Raw genomic sequence first — 26,464 nt, 5'->3', positions numbered from 1 at the left:
CATGGGTCTCTATCTCGTTACTGGCCAGCCCGGCCACGGCAAAACCGCCTATGCGCTGGACAAAGCGTTCCAGTTCAAGAAAGAGGGCCGCACGATCTACGCGCATGGCGTCAAGGATCTCGACTACGAAAAAGCCGGCTTCAAGCACATCGAAGACCCCACGCAGTGGGAAGCGTTGCCTGATGGATCTGTGGTGTTACTCGATGAGTGCTACACCGTCTTTCCCAACCGCAACCCCGGTGCCAAGGTGCCTGCACACGTCGATGCCATGGCCCGCCATCGGCATCGCGGGTTCGATTTCATCCTCATCGCGCAGCAGGGTTTGCAGCTCGATCCCTTCTTGCGCGGCTTGTACGAAGAACATTGCCATGTGCGGCAAACGTCCATTTTTAAGTCGAAAACGAAGCTCAAGCGCTGGACGCAATATCAATCCAACGTGCAAGGCCACTGCTCAGACGTGCGCGATTGGGTGCGTCCCAAGTACGTGTTCGATTACTACACATCGACCACGATGGTCACCACCAAGCGCAGCGTCCCTATGTGGATTCGTTGGATTGGTGTCGGCCTGATCGTGCTGGTTGTCGTTATGTACGGCCTGAAATGGAATTACGACCGGCGCAACGCTGAGTTCGAATCAGAACGCACCAGCACCAACGGCCGCGCGTCACCGACTGCCCTGGGACGTAGTTCGGGGGCGGGCGGGGCCGCGCGCACCTATGAAACGCCCACCGACTATGCCAAGGCACACGTTGCGCGGTTCGCTACCATGCCCTGGACTGCACCCATCTACGATGGCGGTTCGCCAGCTGGTCAGCCGCAGCTTTACTGCATGTCCAGCCTCGCCGGCACCGATGCGCATGGCAATCACCGCGATGCGTCTTGTAGCTGCATGACAGAGCAGGGCACCAAGTACGAAATTAGCCAACCCGAGTGCCGCACGGTTGCCAGGAACAGCACGCCATACAACCCATATAAGCCGCCGTCCATTGCCCCCGCACCCCAGGTTGCGCCCGTGCTCCCCGTTGAGCCTGTTGTGTCGTCTGGCGCGATTACGGGCACCGTCATCAGCACGGCTCCGCGTTCGCAGGGCACCATGCCAGAGTCGCCCGGTTACAAGACCCAGAGCTATACCGGTCCAACAACGTTGCAGATGTAGCGGGTGTAGGGGCATCGCCCCTACGGATAACGCCTCACTCGCGGCCGTTGCGCCTCCGCGCCTTCGGCAACGATGATCCCTCGTCATCGCCGCCCACGCCCTCAGCCACCCACTGAAGACCCGCCTTGCGCTTCCTGCGGGTCCTCAGCTCATCGCGCAGGTAGATCACGCCTGCGGGCCGCCTGGGTGGCTTTCTGGCGCGCTCCTCGGCCATCATGGTTGTCCACTCCCTGGCGATGGTGCAGGTCAGCGACAGCCACTGCAGATCTGCAGGAGCGATTGATCTTCCTTCAGGCGTCACCAGGTAGCCGTTCTGAAACGAAAAACCGGCCCATTGGCCGGTCAGTGTTCGATTACGCATGTGCCGAGCTCCATTCGGCACGCCATCGTCGCCGCCGCGGTGTGAGTGCAGAAGCAAGCAAACCCAGCAGCCGGCGGATGCGGATTGACATAATATACAGATTATCCGCGATTGAAGCGTGCAAGCCATTGATTTCAATCGGCTTTTTCTGAACCGTCGCCGGCGCCATTCCGATCGCCAGTACCAGGCCCCCGATCACCGTAGTGACCGGGGACAGTCTGTCCCACAACGCACCCCACGCCTTTTTCGCGTCAGCTGTCTCAGCGCCCTCTGTGCGCACTAGGACCGCTAACGCCGGATCTGCCTGCGCGATTTTTATCAGCGCCATCAGGTGATCGTCTTTGATCTTGCCGCCGTGCCGCCACATGCTCACGGCCGCCTTGGTCACACCCATCTTTGCCGCCAATCCGGTTGCGTTTGGCGGATTGCACACTTTGACAGCCATGTCAATCAATTTAATTTGGGTGTTCACGTCAAATTTCTCTTGACCATTAGTTAAGTCCTACTATACAAAGCTTCCAGTCAAATTGCGTTTGACTCGCGTCCCCCCGGCTCCCCTCCGGGGTCCGCGTCAAGGGGCAGGGGAGGGGGCTTCATGGACGTCATCGCATTCGCACTGATCGGCGCTGCCGGCCTCGTGTGCAGCATTGGAACCGCCCGGCTCGTTAGCTGGATTCTGGACCGGCGAGATGCTGCGGTCCGTCGTCAATTTCGAGAGCAACAGCTGATCGCTTGCGCTGCCGCTGAGGTGCGCAATGCGTAAGGTCGTGTTGTTCCTGCGGGAAATGCCATGGCCGATGTTCTTCGGCTTCGTGTTCGGTGCACTTGCTGGTGTCTGCTTTGGCACGATCACCGCGCACGATATCAATGCGCAGATTGAGCGCGACCAGCACATCGAACAGCAGTGCATCGACGGCAACAACAACGCTTGCCGAGTGATGGAGCATCGCCGTGGCTGATCGCACATGCTCGTTCTGCGGTGACACAACCGTCTATTTTTTCCCCGGTGGGCTGTGCGTCGCATGCGCCGGCAAAGCAGCGCGCATCAAGCTCGCTGAAACGCTCAAGCAACAGAGCAACGAACTCACTGCATTCGATGCCTCCGTAGGCACGATGCACGCTGCTGCACGCCGTTCCGAAATGGCGGTTTCAAAGGTGCAGCAGCACGGCTTTTCGGCTTCGGCCGGAGGCCGAAGCCTTGGGCTTGTCCATTCTTCAACAAGTGACACGCGCCGCGTGTCGATGACTCTTGATCCGAACCATGTGCGTTCGGTACGTCTAAAAAAATCGATCATCACCGGAGCGAGGCTCCATGACCAAGAAGCCAAAAAAGGCGCATTCCGTGGCGCGTGGTACATGCTCACCACGACTTACAGAAACCGAAGTGACTGCTCTGCTCGCGACATTAGCGAGACACTTAAGCGAATCCGGGGCTTCTTCAATCGAGCTGTACGACTACGCTTCCGGAGCTACCGCCCGCGTTTCCGTTACCTATGGGTCGGTGAACTCACTAAAGCCGGCGTTCCCCACTATCACGTCTTGATCTGGATCCCGCGCGGCATCTTCATTCCCAAGGCTGATCGTCGCGGCTGGTGGCCTCACGGTCATACCAAGATGGAAAAGGCACGCAACGCGGTCGGCTATCTCGCTAAGTACGCGTCCAAATTTTGCCCCGACATGATCGCTGCGTTTCCCAAGGGATTTCGCACGCACGCAATCGGCGGCCTCGATGTTGAATCCAAGCGCGAACTACGGTGGTGGAAAGCCCCGAAGTCTGCGCGCGATGTCTTCGGCCCATTGGCCGATATCCGCAAAGCCCTAGGCGGCTACGTGGACAAACTCACCGGTGAATTCTGGCCCTCACCGTGGAAAGTCTTTTTCGACAAGGGCCAGCTAATCGCCTGGAAATTGGAGTTACCCGCATGAGCAGAATCATCATTCGCAAGGCCATCGCGCAGCAGCGCAGCGTCAAGGGCAAGAACGGCACCACCTACAACTTCAATGAGCAAAACGCCGCGCTCGAAAAGGACGGCGAGGACTTCCCGCATCCGTTCCGTGTTCGCCTCGCCGATGGTCAACCTCCTTATCCTGCCGGCGATTACGCTGTCGCGCCCGCCAGTTTCGAAATTGGCCAGTTCGGTGACCTCGTTATCGGTCGTCGTTTGCAGCTGGTCCCGATCATGCCTGCTGCCAATCCCGCAGCACCCAAGTAACCCCGCGCGTGCCGACCGTCGCTTGCGGCGGGCGGCTCGCGAAGCGAGCTAATCACCATGGAAAGCACCGTCCTCGTTGCCCACTGCAAAGCATCCGACTTCGATGCCTCAGCGCAAACCTGTGCGGCCGTTTTCTGGGGTCCCTCGTCAAGTTTCCCGCCTCCCATGGACGTGGGCGAGGGCACTGCTGTCTCAGTCGTTATCGCTGGGGCCTGGGCCATCGGATACATGATCCGGCAAGCACGTCGTGGTGTCGGAGCGTGAGGCAACACCGCAATTCCACTCAATCCAATCAAGGAAAAAATCATGTCCAAGCTCAAGACCCTGTTTACCCAGGCCGCTGCCGTCACCAGCGCTGCGCTGGTTGCTCCGATGGCGTTCGCGGGCGAGATGTCCGAAGCCGTCGGCTCCGGTGTCGACAAGACCGAACTGACCGCCATCGGCGTCATCGTCCTCTCGGTGGCCGGCATCATCCTGCTGATCCGTAGCGGCAAGAAGACGGCCAACTGATCGCGAGGGCAGGGCGGCGAAAGCCGCCCTTTTTCATTGGGGGACACAAACGATGTACGCAGGATATTTCGTCATGATTGCGCTGCTGGGAGCGTTATGGCTCGCTCTGGACAGCTAAGTTTCCTCGGCCGCGTGTTCGCCTCTGCGATCGCTCGCCGCCTCGCCTATGCACTCGTGGCTGCCATGCTTGTTCAATGTGGGTTGAACGACGCGCGTGCTGAGTGCGTTTCATTTTCTGATAACTGCACTCAGCCTCAGGCCCAATCCGGAGCCAAAGCCTGGCCCGACGCGCAGAAGCGGTGTGCTCAAGAAGTTGGACCTGCCGGCACTATTGGTCCCGTGACCACCACGCACGTATCCAACGGCGGTGGTCGCGGCTACTACACACCTAAGGCTGAGTGTTTTTTCAACGGTAACTCGCAGGGCTATGTGCAGCCTGTCTCTCCCGGCCAACTCGCGTGGTATTACGCCAGAGGCTGCGATTCCGAGCCTGATTACACGGGCGGTGGACCTTGGGGCACATACGTTGGCACCGCACGCAACGGCAGCATTGGCTGTCGTAATGGCTGTGACGGCATATGGTTCGGCAACGCTGATGACTCGATGACGTGGAAGGGCACCGGCGCCATGTGCCCGGAAAAGCCGCCGCAAACCTGCGAAGCGATGCCCGGCTATAACTGGAACGCTGCACTCAAGGTGTGTGAGCCAACCCCGCCCGAGAAGTGCCCTGATGGTCAGTCTAAGAACGCGAAGGGCACTTGCGAGCCTAACGCTTGCCCTGACGGCATGGTCCTTGGCCAGGACGGCACCTGCAAGCCGAAGGATAACGAGTGCCCTGCAGGGCAAATAAAATCGCCAACAGGCAGCTGCCTGCCTGGTGACGGCCAGTGCGCGAAAGGCGAGGTCAAAGGCCCTGACGGCACCTGTAAGAAAGACGGCGATGGTGATGGTGAGCCGGACGGCGAGGGCGAAGGCGATGGCGAGAAGAGCCAGTTTTCCGGTGGCGACAACTGTGAGAACCCACCCAGCTGCAGCGGCGACGCCATCATGTGCGGCCAGGCGCGCATTCAGTGGCGCATTGACTGCAACACCCGCAGGAACCGTAATGTTAGCGGCGGAACGTGCGCCTCGATGCCGGTCTGCACCGGTGAGAAATGCGACGCTGTCGAGTACAACTCCATGTTGTTCCAGTGGCGCAGTGCATGCGCTGCGGAGAAGTTGCTAGCCAAGGCAGGCGATGGCACCGGGTCTACGGGTCAGCCCGAATGGACCAAGGTCGGCGGCATGTCTCAGGACCCTGGTGCAGGATCAGGTGCAGGCGACACGAAGATCACCACCAACAAGATCAACGCAGATGACCTTGACCAATCCGGGTTCGGCGGCGGTCAGTGCATTGGCTTTGCCAACGGTGGCGGCGGTGCCGGCGTCTCTTCCGGATTCACTCAGACCATGGCCTCACCGCCTGCGATCTGGTGCAACTACATTGGCGCGGTCAAGGGTATTTTCATCCTGATCGGCGCTGTTTCATCTGTGATCATTCTCGCCAAGATGGGGAACAGCTAATGCCTATGATCATTGGTGCGTTGATCGCAGCGCTCATGCAAGCGTTACGCACGTATCTGCCCGGCATCGTTGGCCGTGTGCTGCTCGCATTCGGTATCGGCTTGGTCGCCAATGAAATCGCCATGCCTGCGCTCAAGTCGGTCATTCAATCCAAGCTTGCCGGCGCTGGCCCCATCATCGTTGCCTATTGGGACGCAACCGGCATTGGAATCATGGTCACCATGATTTTGTCCGCCATCCTGGCGGTGCAGTCGCATCGCATCCTCCTCAAGAAACTATCGGGTTCCTGACATGGGTCTCTATCTCGTTACTGGCCAGCCCGGCCACGGCAAAACCGCCTATGCGCTGGACAAAGCGTTCCAGTTCAAGAAAGAGGGCCGCACGATCTACGCGCATGGCGTCAAGGATCTCGACTACGAAAAAGCCGGCTTCAAGCACATCGAAGACCCCACGCAGTGGGAAGCGTTGCCTGATGGATCTGTGGTGTTACTCGATGAGTGCTACACCGTCTTTCCCAACCGCAACCCCGGTGCCAAGGTGCCTGCACACGTCGATGCCATGGCCCGCCATCGGCATCGCGGGTTCGATTTCATCCTCATCGCGCAGCAGGGTTTGCAGCTCGATCCCTTCTTGCGCGGCTTGTACGAAGAACATTGCCATGTGCGGCAAACGTCCATTTTTAAGTCGAAAACGAAGCTCAAGCGCTGGACGCAATATCAATCCAACGTGCAAGGCCACTGCTCAGACGTGCGCGATTGGGTGCGTCCCAAGTACGTGTTCGATTACTACACATCGACCACGATGGTCACCACCAAGCGCAGCGTCCCTATGTGGATTCGTTGGATTGGTGTCGGCCTGATCGTGCTGGTTGTCGTTATGTACGGCCTGAAATGGAATTACGACCGGCGCAACGCTGAGTTCGAATCAGAACGCACCAGCACCAACGGCCGCGCGTCACCGACTGCCCTGGGACGTAGTTCGGGGGCGGGCGGGGCCGCGCGCACCTATGAAACGCCCACCGACTATGCCAAGGCACACGTTGCGCGGTTCGCTACCATGCCCTGGACTGCACCCATCTACGATGGCGGTTCGCCAGCTGGTCAGCCGCAGCTTTACTGCATGTCCAGCCTCGCCGGCACCGATGCGCATGGCAATCACCGCGATGCGTCTTGTAGCTGCATGACAGAGCAGGGCACCAAGTACGAAATTAGCCAACCCGAGTGCCGCACGGTTGCCAGGAACAGCACGCCATACAACCCATATAAGCCGCCGTCCATTGCCCCCGCACCCCAGGTTGCGCCCGTGCTCCCCGTTGAGCCTGTTGTGTCGTCTGGCGCGATTACGGGCAGCGTCATCAGCACGGCTCCGCGTTCGCAGGGCACCATGCCAGAGTCGCCCGGTTACAAGACCCAGAGCTATACCGGTCCAACAACGTTGCAGATGTAGCGGGTGTAGGGGCATCGCCCCTACGGATAACGCCTCACTCGCGGCCGTTGCGCCTCCGCGCCTTCGGCAACGATGATCCCTCGTCATCGCCGCCCACGCCCTCAGCCACCCACTGAAGACCCGCCTTGCGCTTCCTGCGGGTCCTCAGCTCATCGCGCAGGTAGATCACGCCTGCGGGCCGCCTGGGTGGCTTTCTGGCGCGCTCCTCGGCCATCATGGTTGTCCACTCCCTGGCGATGGTGCAGGTCAGCGACAGCCACTGCAGATCTGCAGGAGCGATTGATCTTCCTTCAGGCGTCACCAGGTAGCCGTTCTGAAACGAAAAACCGGCCCATTGGCCGGTCAGTGTTCGATTACGCATGTGCCGAGCTCCATTCGGCACGCCATCGTCGCCGCCGCGGTGTGAGTGCAGAAGCAAGCAAACCCAGCAGCCGGCGGATGCGGATTGACATAATATACATTATGCGAAATATCGTATCGGGCGATGCGGGCGCGGCTGCGCTGGATCTGGCTTTGGTGTTGAGCGCAGCAATTTCTAACCAACAGCCTCATGGGCACCGCACTCTTTGATGGTCCACCGACGCACTCTGAGTATCCATTTAACGCAGTCAAGGGGGTCTATAGTTCCGGGAACGCAGTAATGAGTGCCTGGTTTTCCCAGTCGCGCACTCTGGGGGGCGAACAATTGAAGGTGGCCCGGCGTTTGGCGTCCTTGCTTGCCGCTGCCTGTCACGGGTTTTGGGCTCTATGGCCCGCGCAGCTGCTGAGGCAGATCGCTTAACGTAAATGGCGGGCCTGATCGACCTTGCCCAGCGCATGCTTTCCGGTGGCGCCAACCCGGTTCCGAAATTCCCCGCGCTCCTGCTGGTGCTGTCGCCCCCTGCGCTTCCAGTCACACGTTCAACGTCGCCAGTTGCTGATCCAGGCGTTCGTTGCGGGCGAAGGCCCGTTGAGCTGACGATGCAGGCGATTGCCTACGAAGATACGTGCCGTCGCTCAAATCCGATGAGGACCTTTGGGGTAACTGCGGAACCAGTCCTGCTCGAACTGCGAGGTCAAGTAAGGCCGCACAAACGCCGACTGTGTGAGGTCCCGCAACCGCTCCTCATGTTGAGGGTCGGCAGGGATTCGTGAGAAAAACAGCCGAATCGGCTCTAACACCATGATTCAACGAGGAAACACCCCTCGACGTCAGGCAGTTCGTGGATTACAGACCTAGGCTTGATCGACCCAGAAGCCGCGTGACACAGGCATTCCTGGAGTACTGCTCAGGAAGGCTCCGACCGTCGCCTGATCCATTGCAGTAGTTCCTCGTGCGGGATCGTACGTCCAGCGTCGACGTCGGCCATACCCTCGCGGGTCCGCCGATCCTTCTCTTCCTCGGTCAATTCCGGAAGGAGTGCTAGTAGCTTGTCTTCAGGGCTCAGAGGCCGATGAGCTGCGCTCAAGTTGGCTTGATTCTCGTGAATATGGGCAGGATCTGGGGATCATCCAAGCCCGCCGGCAAAGGCAGCGATACGTCATGGACCGCCAAGTCGATGATTACGTCCAAATCTGAGCATAAGGGCTGTATGGCGGTGGTCACCAGACGAGCCGCCCGCTCGGCGAAAGCCAGGTCGACCACCAGCCAGATCAGCAGACCGGGAGGCTGTTCGACGCCCCCTGACGAGTTAGTTTCCAGGAGATACGCCGACGAGACGAAGTCGGCGTGCTCAAGGCTGCCGCTGATGGCCGGAGCGAGCCAAGCCGGTGCGGCCTGGGCAGGTCTCACCGCGAACTCCGCCGGCGCCAGCCGTTCCACCCTGGCCAGAAAGCCCGTATCCAACAATGTCGCAACCTCTTCCGGGTACAGGACAACGCCACCGTCGTTGGGATTGAGCATCAACGTCGCGCCGCGAGTACCGGTTAGCAGCTCACGGCCTGATACTCCCAGAATTCTGACAGCAGCCGAGCTGGCCGCCTGCGCCTTGTCGAGCGAGGTAAAGAAAGGGATCGCATCGAAACCGTCAGGATGGCGGAACTGGACCAGTCGCAGTGTCAGAGCGTCGTCCGAGACGGGCGCATGTACGTACACGATCGCATCCATCAGTCGCTTGAAGAATGCGCGTTCCTCGGCTGCACTGTCGCGGGCCCGTTCAAAGGAAGCCTCCAGCGCTGTCTCCGCAGACGTAGTCCCTCTTCCACGCGGCCTGCTCGATTGCTTCATGGTCAGATGCGATGAGGGCCAAGCGGGTACCCGGAGAACCAATCCGCCTCGATCTCGCTGCTCAGGTAGGGTCGCACGAAGGCCGACTGGGTCAGCGCTCGCAGCCGCTGTTCGTGCTCAGCAATCGCCTCGATGTCGCTGACGGTTGGATAGTGCCGCAGCAGTCGACATGCCTCTTGCCGCACCTCTTTGGGCACGGCTTGGCTGGCCGCTAGCTGCCTGAGGAATGCGCCCGCCTGCAGCACATTGCGGGTTCGCTCAGATGGCATCGTCATGACATCAAGAATGACTAGTACTAAGGAATGCTTAGCTTATCGCGTTTGTCGCCGGCCAGCGCACGGTGCAACTATGGACCTTGCGATTCCTGTGTTAATGTAATACAATCAATAACTTACTTCGCATAACGTCGCTTATGTAAAGCCGCGGCGTGGCCGGTATGGTGAGTCTGGTGTCTGAGTGGCTCCGCCCTCGATTGGTGTCTTGCTCACGTTGCGGCTAGCCCGCGCCGGACGCTCCAGCACTGATAGCCTTCAGTTCCGCGAGCATGATGGGCGCAGGCTTGGTAGGTTTCGAGAATCAACCCGGCACGCTTGAGGGGCACCGATGACGCAGCAAACGGATGACTCAGAGAGCGATCCTGCTCAGGCCAAGAAGAATGCTCAGGCGAATTTCGATCGAATGCTTACTGGCATTCCGATGGAAATCCAAGACAGAGAAGCCAGCTTGGCCAGTCGGCTGGCCGCCTTGCCTGGAAGCCCGATAAAAAAGCTGCGCGCCTTGCACAAGGAAATGGAGATCCTGTCCGCTGCGATGGCTCCCTATGTCGCATGCAGTGCGGGGTGCTCGGCATGTTGCCACTACCCGGTGCACCTTTATCCCGTTGAGGCCGAGCTTATTGAGAAGCGCTCCTCGCATTCTCGATTGCCGAAGTCGCTTCCTAGTGCCGACTTCCATGGTTCGCCCTGCCCCTTCCTCATCCAGGAACAATGCTCGATCTACGAGGACCGTCCAATGGTTTGCCGCCAGCATGTTGCGTTGACCAACACGGCGTACTGGTGCGATCCGGTCAGATCGGGCGAAATCACTTTGCCAATGGCCCAACTCTCCAAAGTTCAAGAAGCTTTTCATGAGCTCGTAGCAAAAGATGGCCGCACGACCCCCATGGACATTAGACAGATCTTTGCGGTACCCGGCGAAAGCTCCTAGGCATGGGAGTGCCTGAAAACTTGACCCGACAGCGCCCTTTTATGCGAGATATGCGCGCAACGGGAATGTCAGGACTGATGGAACCGCGCTTCTTGCGTACGCCCACCGTAGCCATAGGCCGAGGCGCGCGCATCGTGGACATGTACATAGCTTGTCGGGTGCACGGGGCCTAACAGGCGCTCAAAGCAGGCGAATACCTCGGCAAGATTCTCTGCCTTCTCCGCTTTGGTGTTGGTCTCATCCGTCACGATGATCTCCAGCGAGAAGCTTGAGACGCCAATCTCGCTCAGCGTCTTTCCTCCGATCAGCCAATCTTCAGGGCGGATATACGTGATGATCGTCGCGATCAGGCCCGCCTTCTTTCCTAGAATCCGGCTGGTCAGATCGCTCACCTGGGTAGATATCTTCGCGGTCAGCGCGGGAGACGAAGATGCAGAGACTTTGATGTTGATCAGAGGCATGAAGGAGCACGTGTGAAGCCGAGAGGCTAGTTGATGGCGATGACCACTTTGCCGATGGGCCTTCCATGTTCCATGCGCGCAAACGCGGCAGCAGCTTCAGCAAAAGGAAAGATGGTGTCGATAACCGGCACGATGGCGTGATCGTCGATGAAGCGGATAAGGGCTTGGGTCATTCTCTTGGACCCCACTACCACTCCGGTGAGCGACTTTCCGCCGATGAGTGAGAATGGATCGATGCTCAATGCAAATCCGCCAGCGACACCACCGATGGTCACGACTCGGCCGCCGGGGCGCAGACTTCGCAGCGAGCGAGCAATCGTGCCGGCTCCACCGATATCCATCACCAGGTCTACGCCGCCGGTGGTGTGGAGCACTGTTTCGTCCCAGTTGGGGTCGGTGTTGTAGTTGATGGTGGACTGTGCCCCTAATGCCACCATGTGCGCGATGCCCTCTTCTCTCCCAGAGAGCACTGTGACGCGCAAACCCGCGGCAAGCGCAAGCTGGACCGCCCAAGTAGACACGCCGCCGGTGCCCTGAATCAGCACATGAGCACCGTCGGGCAGCGCGCCCAACTCAAATAACGCGTGCCAGGCAGTGACTCCTGCACACGCGATCGTAGAGGCTTGCTCCCATGACAAAGTGCGTGGCGCGTGCACCAACGCGCTTTGATCGACCACCAGATGTGTCGTCAGCACACCGTCGATGTTGCCACCCAGCGACATGGACAGCGCTTCGTCACTGGGAAATCCTTCGATCCACAGCGGAAAGAAGATGGGGAGAACGGCATCACCGATGGAGAACTCGGTGACCGCCGGACCTGTAGTGACTACTTGTCCGGCGGCATCCGACAATGGGATGCGGGCTTCACCGGCTCCCATCTGGCCGTGGGCGACGAGTAAGTCACGGTAGTTGAGCGAGGCGGCCTTGACGGCCAGCAAGACTTGGTTATCACCCAAGGACGGGTGCGGAACCTCGATTCTGTGAAGGCTTTGTGGCCCCTGTCCACGGATGACGCGGTAGGCGTGCATGAGGCTCATTCGGCGAGTTTGGTGAGAGGCGGCGACCGAGATGGTGCAATGGCACATCGCATTTTTTGATGGCGCCACTAATGAACAATGTGGGCCGGATAGCCAATCGAGCTGAGTGCTTGCTTTATCAGCTCAAGCGGTCGGCGGGTTTCGAGGCCGATGCGGCGTTGGTCCGGCATGAACTGCGCCCGCATCGAAGGGTCTACGCTCATCAACGCACGTCGAATGGGCGCCACACATGCGCTGCAGGCCATGGCGGGGATATGTAGTCGATGCATGCTTTGCTGCTCCGAGCCGGGCGGACAGCCAGCCTCAGGCTTCCTACTGTGGGAACGTCAATGCCCGTTCGTCGGGCTCGCCAAATCGTCCAGAATCGGACATTCCGGGCGGTTGTCGCCATGGCATCGACTGGCCAGGTCGCGCAGCGTTCGCTGCATGGCCTGCATCTCGGTAATCTTGATCTGCAGATCGTCGATGTGGCCCTGGGCCAGTTTCTTGACCTGGGCGCTGGCTCGCCGGTCATCGCTCCACAAGCCTAAGAGCGATTGGATTTGTTTGATGGAGAATCCCAGGTTGCGGGCACGACGAATGAACCGAAGCCTGTGCACATCGGCATCGGTGTAAAGGCGATAGCCCGCAAAGGTGCGACTAGCCGGAGGGATCAGATCGATCCCTTCATAGTGGCGAATCATCTTGGCGCTGACCTCGCTAAGCGCGGCGGCTTCGCCAATGTTATGCAATCCGGCTTCGCGCGCGTCGGCCAGTTCGGGTCGCAGTGCCTTGGAGCTGCGTCTGGTTGCCATCATGCCTCTCCCACATCGATCTTGGTTGGCTGCCAACGGCGCAACAGCAGCGTGTTGGCAATCACGCTCACACTGGACAAGGCCATCGCTGCGCCAGCGATGACCGGATCAAGCAAGCCCAAGGCCGCCAGAGGAATCCCGACCACGTTGTAACCGAAAGCCCAGAACAGGTTCTGATGGATCTTGCGGGTCGTGCGGCGGGAAATGTCGATGGCATCGGCGATGAGACCCGGCTCAGCGCGCATTAGGGTAACCCCAGCGGCATGCATCGCCACATCGGTACCGGTTCCCATGGCCACCCCCAAGTTGGCGGCAGCCAGCGCTGGCGCATCGTTGACACCGTCGCCGACCATGGCCACCGGTGCCACCTGAGCCAATTCAGCGACCAACGCGGCTTTCTGCTCAGGCAATACATTGGCGCGCACCTCTTGGATGCCCAGCACCTTGGCCACCGAGGCGGCCGCGCCGGGGTTGTCGCCAGAAATCATGACGGTGCGCAAACCCAGCGTGTGCAGCCGTTGAACAGCCGCGGCTGCACCCAGACGCGGCGGATCCTCAAAAGCCAGTATCCCGAGCAACTGCGGATGATCGGTGCCCTGCTCTGCCAGCCAGGACACCGTGTGGCCGGTCTGGCTGAGTAGTTCGGCCCGGGTCTGCAATGCCGTGAGCACGACGCCATGCTCAAGCATCATGCGGGTACTGCCCAGCAACAGGTTCCTGCCATCCACCTTGCCGGTAATGCCGCGGCCAGGCACCGCCTGCACGTCGCGTGCAAGCGGAATGGCGCGCTGGCCCATCACGCTCAGTACGGCCTTGGCTAAGGGATGCTCGCTGCCTTGCTGCAGGGCCGCCGCCAACGGCAACAGATCGGCCGCATGGCCACGGGTGGCAATCTCTTCGGTCAGTACAGGACGTCCTTGGGTCAACGTGCCTGTCTTGTCGAAGGCCACCACCTTTACGGTACGTGCCACTTCCAGCGCCTCGGCATCCTTGACCAGAATGCCCGCTCGGGCGGCCACGCCGGTGCCGGCCATGATCGCGGTCGGGGTCGCCAACCCCAGCGCGCACGGGCATGCGATGACCAGCACCGCTACCGCGCTCAGGATCGCCTGGTTCCAATCACCCGTTGCCAGACCCCAGCCGAGCAGCGTGAGCAAAGCCAGGCCGATCACTACCGGCACGAAGATCGCGCTCACCCGATCCACGGTTCGCTGGATAGGTGCCTTCTTGGCCTGTGCATCCTCCACGAGGCGAATGATCCGAGACAAGGCGGTCTCGGCGCCGATGGCCAGTGTGCGCACCAGGATGCGGCCTTCACCATTGATGGCCCCACCGGTGATGCGATCGCCCTCCCCGCGCGCCACGGGCATGGATTCCCCGGTGATCAAGGACTCATCGACATGCGTGCGGCCCTCCGCGATCACGCCGTCCACGGGGATGCGCTCGCCTGGCCGCACACTGACAATGTCCGAGACGGCAACCTCGTGAATGGCAACCTCGCGCTCTTGTCCGTCCTGATACACGCGTGCGGTGGCTGGCCGCAGTGCTTGCAAGGCCCGGATCGCTTGCGTGGTCTGTTGCTTGGCGCGGGCCTCTAACCACTTGCCCAGCAGGATCAAGGTAATGATGACCGCCGAGGTCTCGAAGTACAGCGCGGCATCGCCGTGGTGTCCGGCATCATTGAACAAGTGATAGACACTCAATCCATAACCGGCGCTGGTCCCCAAAGCGACCAGCAGATCCATGTTGCCCGTGCCGGCGCGCAGTGCATGCCATCCGGCGCGATAAAAGCGCGCACCGATCCAGAACTGCACCGGCGTTGCGAGCAAGAACTGCATCCAGCCCGGCAGCATCCAGTGCTGACCTGCGACCCATCCCAGCATCGGGACGACCAATGGCAGTGAGAGGGCCGCAGCGATCAGCAGTTTAAGGGTGTCACCACTGAGCGCCTGGCGCGCCGGCGCTGTATCGATCTTGCCTTCCAGTGTCTGCGGTTCGACCGCGCGATAACCCGCTGCGCTGACGGCGGCGACCAGGGATGTGACCTCCACCAGTGACGTGGCCCGTATGCGCGCACGCTCGGTGGCCAGATTGACCGACACCTCCATCACGCCCGGCACAGCACGCAGCGCACGCTCTACCCGTGCCACACATGAAGCGCAGGTCATCCCTTCGATGATCAGATCCCGCTCCTGGCTGGCAACCTCATAACCGGCCTGCTTCACCGCCGCGATCAAGGCGGGCAACGCGGCTGCCGGCGCGGTTACCTCGGCCACTTCTGTTGCCAGATTGATCGACGCATCGCTCACGCCGGTAACGGCCCGCAAGCTGCGCTCTACCCGGCCTACACATGAGGCGCATGTCATGCCGGCGACACTGAAGCGATGGGTGGCCGCAGGCACCGGTTGCGGCAAGGTGAGCGTTAAGTCCATGGAGTAAGGGCCAATAGGAACGAGCAGGTAGCCTGAGCCTTCCCATGATGGGAAGGTCAACAACACGGGACGGTTCTCCACTCAACTCGCCTGTCGTTTGACCTTCCCACCGTGGGAAGGCTCATCGTGACAGCGTCGGCAAACCGCCGATGCTTTTGGAGGGTTGTCCATGAATCTCGTTGTTGAAGGTATGACCTGTGGTCACTGTGTCCGAACGGTGACCCAAGCCATTCAGGCCCTTGACCCCCACGCCCAGGTGGACGTCGATCTGGGCAGTGGCATGATCAAGATCGAGGGCCTGCTTGCCGTAGAACAGGCGGTTGAGGCTATCCAGCGGCAAGGCTATGTGATCGCCGCCGTGCTCCCTTCTGAGGCTGGCACGCCGGCCGCCCCGGCCGCATCCTCCTGCTGCGGCGGATGCCACAGCTGAGTCCGCGCGAGGGCTTGATCCTGATCAATGCCAGTCAGCCCCAAGAGGGCTAGACTGGCCATCATGAGAGCTCGCACGTCCCCTACCCTGATCTGCCCAGCGTCCACAGGCGCTGCTTCGGGCGTGTGGGAGCTGTCATGGTGAAGCTGCTGAGGCGATGGCGGCGCCCCCGTTCTCGTGCCCGACTGGCATGGCTGGGACTGTGGGCGCTGCTGCTGCAGCAACTGGCGCTGGTGGCTTACGCCTGTCCGCTGGAATCGGTGGAAGCTGGACAAGCGACCCTGATGGTCGGTTGCGAAGAGATGTCCGCGCCGGATCCCGATGCTCCGGCGTTGTGCGACCAGCATTGCCAGCGCGATCACATCGCCACGGCCGATGCGAAGGCCCCTCAAGTGCCTTACCAGCCCGCGCTGGCCGCCTTCGCGCTCGTGCAGGCTCTGTTGCCACCGGTACACGCGCAGTTCTATCGGGATGTTCCGGTGTGCGTGTCCGATCCGCCTCCCCTGCAGCGCTTCTGTAGCCTGCTGATTTAAGACCCCTCCTGGATTGACCCGTGCTCGTGCTGCATGCGTTGCAGCGCGCTCGTTGTCGTTTGTCCGGAGGTCTTATGGAGATGTCTTTCTTCTTGCGTGCAAGGCGCAGGATGGCGTGTGGATTCGTGTTTGCCTTGGCGCTCAGTGGTCCTGTGGTGGCGGCATCGCCCGCTATCCCGATCAGCTACACAGAAGCCCTACAACGGGCGCTTGCTAACGCCCCAACCCTGCAGGTGCGTCGATCCCAGATCGATGCCAGTACCGAAGAAGCCGCGCGTGCTGGCGCGCTGCCCGACCCACGTTTGATCGTGGGGCTGGCGAACTGGCCTGTCAGCGGACCCGATGCCTTCAGCCTGCGGGCCGATGAGATGACCACCCAGCAAGTCGGTCTGATGCAGGAGTTTCCTGCGCGTGCGAAACGACGTGCCGAGCACGCGCTGGCGCAAGCGACGCTGGCGCAAGCGCGCTCACTGTCGATGGCCGAACAGCAGATGGTGGCCCAAGCGGCCGCGCTGGCCTGGATCGAGCTGTGGAGTACGCAGCAAGCCGTAGATGCGTTGGAAGGTTTGCGCGAGCCGGCACGCATAGCCGAGCGTGCGGCGCGTGCTCGCTTGGCAGGTGGCACGGCCGGGGCCAGTGACGTGCTTGCCGCCCAGGCCGTCCTACTGCAGTTGGACAATCGCCTGGAGCAGGTACATGCGGAGCACGCCGCGGCGCAGGCCGGCCTGGCGCGGTGGTTAGGTATTGCACCAGAGGCGATCTTGGCCAGTGGTGCGGCACCGGATTTTTCGCAGTTGCCATTGGAGCCCACCCAACTGCTGGCCAAACTGGACCAGCACTCGCCACTACTGGGCTGGGAGGCACGCCAGAGCTTAGCCCAGGCCCAGGTGGATGCGGCCGTGGCCGAAACCCGCCCGGATTGGAGTGTGGAGCTCACCTACGGACGTCGCGAGCGCGCACCCGACGGCATGGCGCGCAGCGACATGCTTATGGTGGAAGTGGGTGTGGGCCTGCCGCTGTTCCAGAAGAACCGCCAAGCACGAGGCATCGCGGCACGGCGGGCCGAGCTGGAGGCAGTGTCCGCAGAGCGCGATGAGGCCCGGCGCATCCAAGCCGAGTCGGTGCAACGCGCGATAGCGCGATGGCGCGGGTTAACCGGCCAATTGGAGCGTCAGAACACGCAGAGCCTGCCTTTGGCGCGCGATCGCGCGCGCACGGCGTTGGCCGCCTACGGCGCCGGTGCCGACCTGCAGCCGTGGCTGGAAGCGCGGCGCGATGAGATCGAATTGAAACTGGAGAACGCCCGTCTGCTGGGCGAACAGGGCCGTGCCTGGGCGGCACTGGCCTATCTGCTTCCCCATGAGGAGAACACGCCATGAGCCCGACCAAGACGCGTCTCACACAGCTCGCCGTGGCCCTCGGGTTGCTGGCGCTCGGCTTTGCCGGCGGCTACGCCAGGATGACTCGAACCTCTGATACCACCCCGCCCACCGGCACGAGCGGCGCAGATCAAGCACGCAAGGTGCTGTACTGGTACGACCCCATGGCGCCGGAGCAGCGATTCGACAAGCCGGGCAAATCTCCGTTCATGGATATGGAGTTGCTGCCCAAATACGCAGATGAGGCCATGGGGGGCGGAACGCAGATCGATCCGCGCCTGCAGCAGAACGTGGGCATACGCACTCAGGAAGTGACGGTAGAGTCACTAGGGACTGCCGTACGCGTGCCGGGCACACTGACGTGGGATCTGACCCAGGAAACCCTGGTCAGTGCGCGCATGGAAGGCTTGATCACCCACGTGCAGGTAAAGGCGCCGTTTACCGAGGTTCGTCGTGGTCAAGCGCTGGCCACCGTGCAGGCCCCGGCATGGAACGCGGCCATCGCCGAAGCACATGCCCTGAGCCAAGCTCAGTCCGCGGGTGCGCGTGAGCTACAGGGTGCGGCGCAACAACGGTTGCGTTCGTTGGGTGTTCCTTCTGGCGCCTCGGCCAGAAGTGGCGTCGTGCTTGGCGCAGACCACAGTGGTGTCGTGACCGAGATCCTGGCACGCGAGGGGCAGACGGTGATGCCCGGTACGCCACTGTTCAAGATCAATGGGCTGGACACGCTGTGGCTGGAGGCCTCGGTGCCCCAGGCAGCGCTGGGCACCTTGCGGCCGGGGACCTCAGTGCAGGCCACGGTCAGTGCCTGGCCGGCAGAGCGCTTTGCCGGACAGATCCATGCGTTGCTTCCCCAGGTCGACATGGCTAGTCGCACGCAGCGGGCGCGAATTGTGCTGCGCAACCCGCAGCGTCGGCTGGTGCCGGGCATGTTCGCCGAGGTTCTGGTGCAGCCCGATGCCGAGCAGGCCCTGCCAGTCGTTCCCACGGAGGCGCTGATCGCCACCGGGCGGGACAGCCGGGTCATCGTGCAGGATCCGGACGGGAGCTTTCGGCCAGTGCGGGTGAGTGTCGGACGTAGCGTGCAAGGGCGCACGCAGATCGTGGCAGGCTTGGCCGGTGGTGAACGCGTGGTCGTCTCGGGTCAGTTCCTGCTCGACTCTGAAGCCAGTCTCTCCGGTGCGTTGGAGCGCCTGGGCGCTGCACAACCGACAAGCCCTGCCAGCGCATCAGGTGTGCACGAGCGCCATGACGCCGGGCACGACCCTCGCACTGTCGTGCCGTCACCGTCCAGACAGCCTGCGCCTGTCGCGCCAGGGACCTCCACCTCTACGCCGCCGCGCTGCCCTGTGCAGTATTGGTATGACCCGATGGTGCCGGAGAAGCATTTCGACAAGCCGGGCAAGTCACCGTTCATGGATATGCAGTTGGTACCCAAGTTCGGCCCCGCCGCAGCCGCTGATTGCCAGGCAAGCGACGTCATGTCCGAAGCGATGGAGGGCACGCCATGATCGCGCGCCTGATCCATGCTTGCATCGCCAATCGCGTGCTGGTGCTGGTTGCCGCCGCGCTGCTGGCGGTGGTCGGTATCTGGTCGGTAAAGAACACGCCGCTGGATGCGCTGCCGGACCTGTCCGATACCCAGGTCATCATCCGCACGCAATGGGCGGGGCAAACCCCGCGCATCATCGAAGACCAGGTGACCTACCCGTTGGCCACCACGATGTTGTCCGTCCCGGGCGTGAAGGCGGTACGCGGCTTCTCCTTCTTCGGTGATTCGTTCGTCTACATCCTGTTTGACGATGCCACTGATCTGTACTGGGCTCGCTCTCGAGTGCTCGAGTACTTGAGCCAGGTGCGCGATCGACTTCCACCGAATGTGAATCCGGCGCTGGGTCCTGATGCGACAGGACTGGGCTGGATCTACCAGTACGCGCTGGTGGATCGGACCGGTCAACGTGATGTGGGGCAGCTGCGTGCGTTGCAAGACTGGTTTCTTCGTTATGAGCTAAAAACCGTACCGGACGTGGCTGAAGTAGCCAGTGTGGGCGGTGCGGTGCGCGCTTGGCAGATCCAGCCGGATCCGCAGGCGTTGGCGGCCCGTGGACTGACGGTGGCCGAGCTCATCGAGGCGGTGGATGCGGCCAACGGCGCTACCGGGGGCTCCGTGATCGAACAAGGCGAAGCCGAACTGATGGTGCGTAGCGAAGGCTACCTGCGCACACAGGAGGCATTCGAACAGGTGCCGGTAACCAGCAACGACGGCATCCCCGTCTTGCTCGGCGAGGTGGCCACGATCAGTCGGGGGCCGGTCTTCCGTCGTGGTATCGCAGAGTTGGATGGTCAAGGTGAGGTGGCCGGCGGCGTGATCGTCCTGCGGACCGGCAAGGATGCCTTGGGGGCCATTCGGAACGTCAAAGCGCGACTGCAGGCGTTGCAATCCAGCTTGCCCGAGGGCGTGGAAGTGGTGCCGGTGTACGACCGCTCCGAGCTGATCCAGGATGCGGTACGCAACCTCACCCACAAGCTTGGCGAAGAGTTCCTGGTCGTAGCGCTGGTATGCCTGCTGTTCCTGTGGCACCTACGCTCGGCGTTGGTGGCCGTCATCACCCTACCCTTGGGTATCCTGGCGGCCTTCATCGTGATGCACGCCCAGGGGATCTCCGCCAACTTGCTGTCATTAGGCGGCATTGCCATCGCCATTGGTGCGATGGTCGATGCAGCGGTGGTGATGATCGAAAATGCACACAAGCATCTGGAGCACTGGCGGGAGGAGCAGGGCCGGGAACCTCAGGGTGAGGAGCGCTGGCAGTTGATGGCCCGCTCGGCGGCCGAGGTCGGACCGGCCCTGTTCGCCAGCTTGCTGGTCATCACCCTGTCTTTCGTGCCGGTTTTTGCCCTGCAGGCGCAAGAAGGGCGATTGTTCTCGCCCTTGGCCTACACCAAGACCTACGCGATGGCCGCCGCAGCAGGGTTGTCGGTGACCTTAATCCCGGTCTTGATGGGCTACCTGATCCGCGGCCACATCCGCCCGGAACAGCAGAACCCCATCAATCGCATCCTGATCGCTGGCTATCGGCCCATCCTGCTGTGGGTCCTCAAACATCCCGGTGTCACCTTGCTGCTCAGCGGCCTGCTGCTAGTGCTCACCTTGATCCCCTTTAGCCGGTTGGGCAGTGAGTTCATGCCGCCCTTGGAAGAAGGCAGCCTGTTGTACATGCCCACGGCCCTGCCCGGCCTGTCCGCCGACAAGGCCCGTCAGTTGCTCCAGCTCTCGGGCCGGATGATCAAGACCGTACCGGAGGTTGAGCACGTGTTCGGCAAGGCGGGCCGTGCCGAAAGTGCGACCGATCCGGCCCCGATCGAAATGTTTGAGACCACCGTGACCTTCAAGCCGCGGGATCAATGGCGCCCGGGCATGACCCCTCAGAAGCTGCGCCAGGAGTTGGACGCAGCGGTCAAGATTCCCGGTCTGACCAACCTATGGGTCCCGCCCATTCGCAATCGCATCGATATGTTGGCCACCGGCATCAAGAGCCCGATTGGGATCAAGGTCTCCGGACCGGATGTGGAGCAGATCGAGCGCCTGAGCCAGCAGATCGAGCAGGTGGCCAAGACCGTGCCCGGCGTGAGTTCGGCACTGGCCGAACGCGTCACGGGTGGGCGCTATGTCGATGTACAGGTGCGTCCGGAAATCGCTGCACGTTACGGATTCACTCAAGGCCAACTCCAGCAACTGATTGCCACGGTCGTTGGCGGCGATCCAATCGGGGAAACGATCGAGGGGCGCGAACGCTATCCCATCGTCTTGCGCTACCCCCGTGGCCAGCGTGACTCGTTGCAGGCCTTGCAGGATCTGCCGCTGATCGCGCCAGGCGGTGTGCAACTGACCATGAGCCAGGTGGCGGAGCTGTCAATCAGCCCAGGCCCGCCGATGCTCAAGAGCGATAACGGCCGGTTGGTGGGCTACATCTACGTGGATGTGGCCGATCGCGACTTGGGATCGGTGGTCCAGGACCTGCAAGCCGCGGTGCAGACTCAGGTGAGTTTGCCTGCCGGCTATGGTCTGGCCTGGTCGGGGCAGTACGAGTATCTGCAACGGGCATTGGCACGCCTGCAATGGGTGGTGCCCGCGGCGTTGGCGATCATCTTCCTGGTCATCTGGATGGTGTTTCGCCGGCTTAGCGATGTATCCATCATCCTGCTCAGCTTGCCCTTGGCGTTGGTGGGCGGTTTCTGGTTGATCTGGGGGCTGGGCCATGCGATTTCGGTGGCCAGCATGATCGGATTCATCGCCCTGGGCGGCGTTGCGGCTGAGTTCGGCGTCATCATGCTGCTGTACCTGCGTCATGCCTGGGAGCAGCGCTTGGCCAGCGGTGCGCCGGAAGATGTGTCTACCCTGCAAGAGGCTATCTACGAAGGTGCCGTGCAACGGGTGCGCCCGAAGGCGATGACGGTAGCCGTCATCCTGGCCGGGTTGTTTCCGCTTTTCGTCGGTGCCGGTGCCGGCTCGGAGGTCATGCAACGTATCGCCGCGCCGATGCTGGGTGGCATGCTCACCGCACCGGTGCTCTCCATGGTGGTGATTCCCGCAGCGTTCTATCTGGTGCGGCGACGTGGATTGCGCGCGGCGCGGGGCGACCAATGAGAGACAGACTGAGCACTTGAGGTCCGTCCCCACAAAAAGACGCCAGTCATGGAAGAAGTCATGACTGGCGTCAAAGGGGAGAGTACCGCCTACGTGCTTACTTATCAGTGCCCGGCGTGCGGGGAAATCTCAAAGCTCAGCGACGCCCGATCCGACACAAAATCCAACCCTTTTCTTGTAGAGGGCATCATGTGATTGGTGTGGATGTACCAGGTCTTGGCGGTGGTCACCTGGAAACTGGCTTGGCCCTGGGCATCGGTGCGCAGGAGCGTAGCGCTACCGTGCCCGCCCTTGACCGGTGCGTCAGCGCGATGGCCGACGTACACGCGCAGGTTGGGCACTGGCGTGCCCTGCTGCAGCACCTGGAAAGACAGCTGTTCGCCGACCTTCACGCTTCCAGGATTGCGGGCCAAGCGGATCTCCAACGGATAGCCCAGCGAGGCAGCGAAGTCGTCGGTCAGTTTTGTGCCCACCTGTCCAATGGCACGGGCATGCTTGGTATAGCTATAGGTGACCCCTTTGGGGAACTTGCTTGCATCATAGGTGGCCAGCGTATCGGGCAAGTCTTCCAGCTCCAGGTACTTGCCGAACTCGCTGGCCGTACGGGTACTGGTGGAAGCCATCGTCGAGACACCCAGCAGATGGGTGCCCTCGCCCGCCGGATGCACGGTGAGCTGGCTTTGCTTGCCGACCTCTTTCCAACTGGCCAAGTCCGGGGCAGCCTTAGCGCCGCTCTGACTCAGCGAAACGTCCTGTAGACGCGTTCGGGGGACTGCACCTGCACTTTCATCGAAGGTGCCATTGTTCACCAACGCGGTGTTCGCCTCGCCCGCTGCGGTACCGGGCTTGGAGAAAGCGACAAACAGGTCGTGCGCGCCGGCGCTGCCGGCCACGGCGAACAGCAGTAGTGCGGCGGATAGTTGCATGTTTCTCATGATGTGTAGCTCCTTGGGATCGTGGCTTACCAGTGGTAACCAAAGCGGACATTCCAGCGACGACCCAGCAAGTCGTACGTCATGGTGTCGGTGTTGGCGTTGGGGTTGTTCTGCACGAACGGCGCCTTCTTATCGAGCAGGTTTTCAACGCCGGCGGAGATGTCCCATTTCTTCTTGATGCCGTAGCTCAGTTGCAGGTTGTGGTACACCACGCTGGACACATGCGAGCCGATCGTGCCGGGCACGGCGATGATGTCGTCAGCGCTGCCGATGTACTGCGCCGAATAGACGCCGGTCCAACGGTTTTTGCCCATGCGCAGTGAGCCCAAGCCACGCCACTGGGTGTAGCTACCCAAGCCGCTGGTGATCTTGCCGGCGTACTCAATGGTGGTAGCACCGGCGAAGGGAGTGACGTCATAACGCTCGAGATACGAAGCGTCCAGACTCGCGCTGGCCTGCCAGCCGGCCACATCGAACTGATATAGCACGCCGATATCCACGCCTTCGGATTCCTCGCTGGCCGCATTGACCTGCTGGGACGAGAGGTAGTTGACCTCACCGGTGACCGGATCACGGGTAAAGTTGGCCGGTGAGCAGAACGGATGGGCCAAGTTCGGCGTGGTGTAGCACGCACGCAGCTTGACCGACCCTTCAATGCTACGGATCGCGTTCTCGATGCGGATACGGTAGTAATCGGCCGTGAGCGTCAGTCCCGGCGCAAACCCTGGGGTCCACACAAAGCCTGCCGTGAAGGTTCGCGCATCTTCAGGCTTGAGGTCGGGATTGCCGCCTGTCGTGGTGAGGATAGTGTTGCCCAACTGACGAAAGTTGGTCGGCACGCCCGCGGCTTGGCAGTTGGCCCGAATGACCGAGTCGGCCGGTAACGTGCTCCAGTTGCTGCACGGGTCCAGCGTAGTCAGGCTGCCTTGACCGATGCCACCGAACAACTCCGGAATGCTGGGGATACGAAAAGCCGTTGCGTAGTTGAGACGAATCTTGAGGGGTTCGGCCACCTGCCAATCCAGCCCCACCTTGTAGTTGGTGTCACTGCCGAACAGGTCGTAGTCGGAGTAGCGGCCGGCCAGGTTCAGGGTTGCGTAGTCCACCAACGGGACGTCCTGCAGCAGCGGGACGGCAAACTCGACAAAGGCTTCCTTTGCCGAGTACTCACCTTCGATCGGATCCTGACGCACGATGTTGGCGCTGCCGTTGACTACCAGCGGATCTGGGTACAGCCATCCCCGTTCCTTGCGAAACTCCACGCCCGAGGCAAACGCAACGCTACCGGCAGGCAGATCGAACAAGGCACCGGAGACCGTGCCGCTCACCCCTTGCTGGCTATTGCCACCGGATCCACGCTGGGTAAACAGGATGTAATCCAGCACTTCGGGAGTCAGGTTGCCGTAGCCCAGGTAGTTGCCGCACGGAATAGCCGCCCCTGGTGTGTTGCTGCACAGGCTGGTGTTGAGAGTGTTCTCTACCCGATCCAGGTTGGCGATGTTGGTCGAGCTGTCTGTGGCCGAATTGCGCCCCCAGTTCAACGCCACATTCCATGCCCAGTTATCGCCCCACTGCCCTTCCAGCCCTAGCACGGTGCGGAACGTATCGACCTCTTGCTCGGTGATGCGCGCTCCAGCCTCTTCCAACCGACGGCGCTCCAAGGTCAGGTTTTGGCCGGTGGGGTTGGTCGGATTCGTGGCGGCAATCCGGATCGTGCGATAGACGCCCAGGGTGTTGGGCGAGGCACGCTGGTTGGACTGGCGATTGGTCGCCATCAGTTCGGTGAAAAGGCGCGTGTTCTCAGTCAGGTCGAACTGGCCAAAGCCACTAAGCCCAATGCGTTTGATCGGGCTGACGGCATTGAGCAGCAGGTTGTAGTTGTAGTTGTGCTTGGCGGGATCGTAGAGCTCGTAAGAGCGCGGATCTCCATTGGGATCCTGATTGAAGTTGACTACCCGCCCATCGGCCAAGCGTGCACGACCGCCGATGGTGGATGAGTTGCCCACGCACTGCAGCGTGCCCGCCACTACGCCCAGCGGGCACGGCGCGCGCGAGGCCATGGTGATGGTGCCACTTTCGGCATAAGTCAGGGCGCCAGACATTGAGCTGCGCTCGCCGGTGGTACCGAAGGCCAGGTTGAAGGAGCCGATCTCGCCATCACCCTGGAAAGTCTGACCGTTCCGGGTGGATAGCTCCACGCCATCCATTTCCTTGCGCGTGATGATGTTCACCACGCCGGCTACGGCATCGGCACCGTAGATGGCAGATGCGCCGTCCTTCAGGATTTCGATGCGATCAACTAGGGCCAAGGGCACCACGTTGAGATCCACCGAGTTGTTGGCGCCGGTACCACCGTTGACTACGCGTCGGCCGTTGAGCAGCACCAAAGTGCGGTTAACGCCCAAGCCACGCAGGTTGATCTGGGTGGTGCCGTTACCGTTTCCCGTCCAAAAGTTGTTGGATTGCGAGCCGGCTGCACCGGCCGATGCAGGCAAGCGCTGGAGCAGCGTCTCTACCGACACAGCACCGGAGCTCTGGATAGTCTCGGCATCGATGACCGTGGTGGGTCCCACACCGGACATCTGAGCGCGTTTGATGTGACTGCCGGTCACTTGGACCGCATCAAAGGTGGTGGGTGAAGCGGTCGACGGCGCAGAGGCGTCGGCGCCACCGGAGAGGGAGGCGCTGTAGGCATCCGGACCGGCTTGCCCTACACCGGAGGACGGTGCGTTGCGCGCCGGCTTCGGCGTGTTGGCTCCTTCTCGCACGATCGCCAGCGCGCCGCTTTGATCACGCTTGACCGTCAGTCCCGTGCCGGCGAGCACGCGGTTCAGCGCTGCATCCTGGGACATGTCCCCGCGTGCGCCTGCGGTGCGTCGATCACGAACGTCTTCGCTCAAGTAGACCAGACGAACGCCCGATTGCCGGGCATAAGCTTCCAGCGCGACTTTCAGGTCCCCTTCGGGAATATCAAAACTGCTCGTTTGTGCAGCGGCGGAGGCCGCGATGACCAGACCACACATGACAGCCAACGCTGTCCTCGCCACTTTCGTACGTGCCATGCATTTTCCCCAGGTCGGCGCGAATCGGCCTGATATCTGTGACGAGAGGACGGCACGCTTCCGGTATGAAATATTTCAGATTGATGTCTGTG

The 26,464-nt window shown here is 61.4% G+C and carries 25 protein-coding genes; 14 read left to right on the top strand and 11 right to left on the bottom strand.

Annotated features, from left to right (window positions below; genetic code table 11):
• Position 1 precedes the first annotated feature (1 nt).
• Complete coding sequence (locus tag EO139_RS09615; RefSeq protein WP_126970350.1) at positions 2-1,156, top strand: zonular occludens toxin domain-containing protein; 1,155 nt, start codon at positions 2-4, stop codon at positions 1,154-1,156.
• Between the two features lie 34 nt (positions 1,157-1,190).
• Here EO139_RS09615 and EO139_RS09610 read toward each other — a convergent pair whose 3' ends face one another.
• Both EO139_RS09610 and EO139_RS09605 read right to left on the bottom strand, forming a co-directional pair.
• Positions 1,191-1,517, bottom strand: coding sequence for a DUF3653 domain-containing protein (locus EO139_RS09610; RefSeq protein ID WP_126970330.1), 327 nt, complete (start codon positions 1,515-1,517; stop codon positions 1,191-1,193).
• A complete protein-coding gene (locus EO139_RS09605; protein WP_126970348.1) occupies positions 1,510-1,989 on the bottom strand; it encodes a DUF3693 domain-containing protein in 480 nt (159 codons plus the stop codon). Before EO139_RS09605 ends, EO139_RS09610 begins: the two co-directional genes overlap by 8 nt.
• 283 nt (positions 1,990-2,272) lie before the next feature.
• On the opposite strand from EO139_RS09605, the gene EO139_RS09600 reads away from it, so the two are divergent.
• The 7 genes from EO139_RS09600 (at position 2,273) to EO139_RS09565 (ending at position 7,249) form a co-directional block, all read left to right on the top strand.
• Entirely contained in the window at positions 2,273-2,476 is a 204-nt protein-coding gene (locus tag EO139_RS09600; RefSeq protein WP_126970346.1) for a hypothetical protein, read from the top strand.
• A complete protein-coding gene (locus tag EO139_RS09595) occupies positions 2,469-3,443 on the top strand; it encodes a replication initiation protein (protein ID WP_126970344.1) in 975 nt (324 codons plus the stop codon). Before EO139_RS09600 ends, EO139_RS09595 begins: the two co-directional genes overlap by 8 nt.
• Entirely contained in the window at positions 3,440-3,730 is a 291-nt protein-coding gene (locus EO139_RS09590) for a single-stranded DNA-binding protein (protein WP_126970342.1), read from the top strand. The genes EO139_RS09595 and EO139_RS09590 overlap by 4 nt, the downstream gene beginning before the upstream one ends.
• Before the next feature lie 306 nt (positions 3,731-4,036).
• Entirely contained in the window at positions 4,037-4,240 is a 204-nt protein-coding gene (locus EO139_RS09580; RefSeq protein ID WP_126970338.1) for a hypothetical protein, read from the top strand.
• Positions 4,241-4,579: 339 nt separating this feature from the next.
• Positions 4,580-5,803: a hypothetical protein gene (locus tag EO139_RS09575; protein WP_126970336.1), complete on the top strand. Its 1,224-nt coding sequence runs from the start codon at positions 4,580-4,582 to the stop codon at positions 5,801-5,803.
• Positions 5,803-6,093: a DUF2523 domain-containing protein gene (locus tag EO139_RS09570; RefSeq protein WP_126970334.1), complete on the top strand. Its 291-nt coding sequence runs from the start codon at positions 5,803-5,805 to the stop codon at positions 6,091-6,093. The genes EO139_RS09575 and EO139_RS09570 overlap by 1 nt, the downstream gene beginning before the upstream one ends.
• 1 nt (position 6,094) lies before the next feature.
• Entirely contained in the window at positions 6,095-7,249 is a 1,155-nt protein-coding gene (locus EO139_RS09565; protein WP_126970332.1) for a zonular occludens toxin domain-containing protein, read from the top strand.
• A 34-nt stretch (positions 7,250-7,283) separates the two neighbouring features.
• Here the strand turns inward: EO139_RS09565 and EO139_RS09560 are convergent, their stop codons facing one another.
• From EO139_RS09560 to EO139_RS09550, 3 genes are all read right to left on the bottom strand, one after another.
• The gene (locus tag EO139_RS09560; protein WP_126970330.1) at positions 7,284-7,610 is read right to left on the bottom strand and encodes a DUF3653 domain-containing protein; all 327 of its coding nucleotides are present in this window, start codon (positions 7,608-7,610) and stop codon (positions 7,284-7,286) included.
• A 1,083-nt stretch (positions 7,611-8,693) separates the two neighbouring features.
• Positions 8,694-9,455 carry an SseB family protein gene (locus EO139_RS09555; RefSeq protein WP_065031413.1) on the bottom strand — a complete coding sequence of 254 codons (762 nt, stop codon included), beginning with the start codon at positions 9,453-9,455 and terminating at the stop codon, positions 8,694-8,696.
• A 2-nt stretch (positions 9,456-9,457) separates the two neighbouring features.
• Positions 9,458-9,730: a BPSL0761 family protein gene (locus tag EO139_RS09550; protein ID WP_065031414.1), complete on the bottom strand. Its 273-nt coding sequence runs from the start codon at positions 9,728-9,730 to the stop codon at positions 9,458-9,460.
• 328 nt (positions 9,731-10,058) lie between these two features.
• Here EO139_RS09550 and EO139_RS09545 point away from each other — a divergent pair, with 328 nt between their 5' ends.
• Positions 10,059-10,661, top strand: a complete 603-nt coding sequence (locus tag EO139_RS09545; protein WP_074053024.1) for a YkgJ family cysteine cluster protein — start codon at positions 10,059-10,061, stop codon at positions 10,659-10,661.
• Positions 10,662-10,729: 68 nt separating this feature from the next.
• Here the strand turns inward: EO139_RS09545 and EO139_RS09540 are convergent, their stop codons facing one another.
• From EO139_RS09540 to EO139_RS09525, 4 genes are all read right to left on the bottom strand, one after another.
• Positions 10,730-11,122, bottom strand: coding sequence for a 4-oxalocrotonate tautomerase family protein (locus EO139_RS09540; protein ID WP_126945612.1), 393 nt, complete (start codon positions 11,120-11,122; stop codon positions 10,730-10,732).
• 26 nt (positions 11,123-11,148) lie between these two features.
• A complete protein-coding gene (locus EO139_RS09535) occupies positions 11,149-12,150 on the bottom strand; it encodes an NAD(P)-dependent alcohol dehydrogenase (RefSeq protein ID WP_164737144.1) in 1,002 nt (333 codons plus the stop codon).
• 335 nt (positions 12,151-12,485) lie between these two features.
• Positions 12,486-12,953: a Cu(I)-responsive transcriptional regulator gene (gene cueR / locus EO139_RS09530; RefSeq protein ID WP_196768840.1), complete on the bottom strand. Its 468-nt coding sequence runs from the start codon at positions 12,951-12,953 to the stop codon at positions 12,486-12,488.
• Complete coding sequence (locus tag EO139_RS09525) at positions 12,953-15,451, bottom strand: heavy metal translocating P-type ATPase (RefSeq protein WP_277601019.1); 2,499 nt, start codon at positions 15,449-15,451, stop codon at positions 12,953-12,955. The genes cueR and EO139_RS09525 overlap by 1 nt, the downstream gene beginning before the upstream one ends.
• A gap of 103 nt (positions 15,452-15,554) precedes the next feature.
• Between EO139_RS09525 and EO139_RS09520 the strand changes: the two genes are divergently transcribed.
• The 5 genes from EO139_RS09520 to EO139_RS09500 all read left to right on the top strand — a co-directional run bounded on the left by EO139_RS09520 (position 15,555) and on the right by EO139_RS09500 (position 22,375).
• Complete coding sequence (locus EO139_RS09520) at positions 15,555-15,815, top strand: cation transporter (protein WP_126945618.1); 261 nt, start codon at positions 15,555-15,557, stop codon at positions 15,813-15,815.
• Positions 15,816-15,952: 137 nt separating this feature from the next.
• Positions 15,953-16,348: a hypothetical protein gene (locus EO139_RS09515; protein ID WP_102254386.1), complete on the top strand. Its 396-nt coding sequence runs from the start codon at positions 15,953-15,955 to the stop codon at positions 16,346-16,348.
• 74 nt (positions 16,349-16,422) lie between these two features.
• Positions 16,423-17,727 (top strand): TolC family protein, encoded by a 1,305-nt coding sequence (locus EO139_RS09510; RefSeq protein ID WP_206514012.1) that lies wholly within the window; start codon positions 16,423-16,425, stop codon positions 17,725-17,727.
• A complete protein-coding gene (locus tag EO139_RS21785; RefSeq protein ID WP_126945621.1) occupies positions 17,724-19,238 on the top strand; it encodes an efflux RND transporter periplasmic adaptor subunit in 1,515 nt (504 codons plus the stop codon). The genes EO139_RS09510 and EO139_RS21785 overlap by 4 nt, the downstream gene beginning before the upstream one ends.
• On the top strand, positions 19,235-22,375 hold the full coding sequence (locus EO139_RS09500) for a CusA/CzcA family heavy metal efflux RND transporter (protein WP_126945624.1): 3,141 nt from the start codon (positions 19,235-19,237) through the stop codon (positions 22,373-22,375). Before EO139_RS21785 ends, EO139_RS09500 begins: the two co-directional genes overlap by 4 nt.
• 104 nt (positions 22,376-22,479) lie before the next feature.
• Here EO139_RS09500 and EO139_RS09495 read toward each other — a convergent pair whose 3' ends face one another.
• Positions 22,480-23,310 carry a DUF4198 domain-containing protein gene (locus tag EO139_RS09495; protein ID WP_126945627.1) on the bottom strand — a complete coding sequence of 277 codons (831 nt, stop codon included), beginning with the start codon at positions 23,308-23,310 and terminating at the stop codon, positions 22,480-22,482.
• Between the two features lie 26 nt (positions 23,311-23,336).
• Positions 23,337-26,372 carry a TonB-dependent receptor gene (locus tag EO139_RS09490; protein ID WP_126947579.1) on the bottom strand — a complete coding sequence of 1,012 codons (3,036 nt, stop codon included), beginning with the start codon at positions 26,370-26,372 and terminating at the stop codon, positions 23,337-23,339.
• Positions 26,373-26,464: the final 92 nt, after the last annotated feature.

It is taken from the genome of Xanthomonas sp. BRIP62411, assembly GCF_003993525.1.
Classification (GTDB): domain Bacteria; phylum Pseudomonadota; class Gammaproteobacteria; order Xanthomonadales; family Xanthomonadaceae; genus Xanthomonas; species Xanthomonas euroxanthea.
The sequence above is the reverse complement of the archived record's forward strand: the minus strand, read 5'-3'. Positions and strand labels throughout refer to the sequence as shown.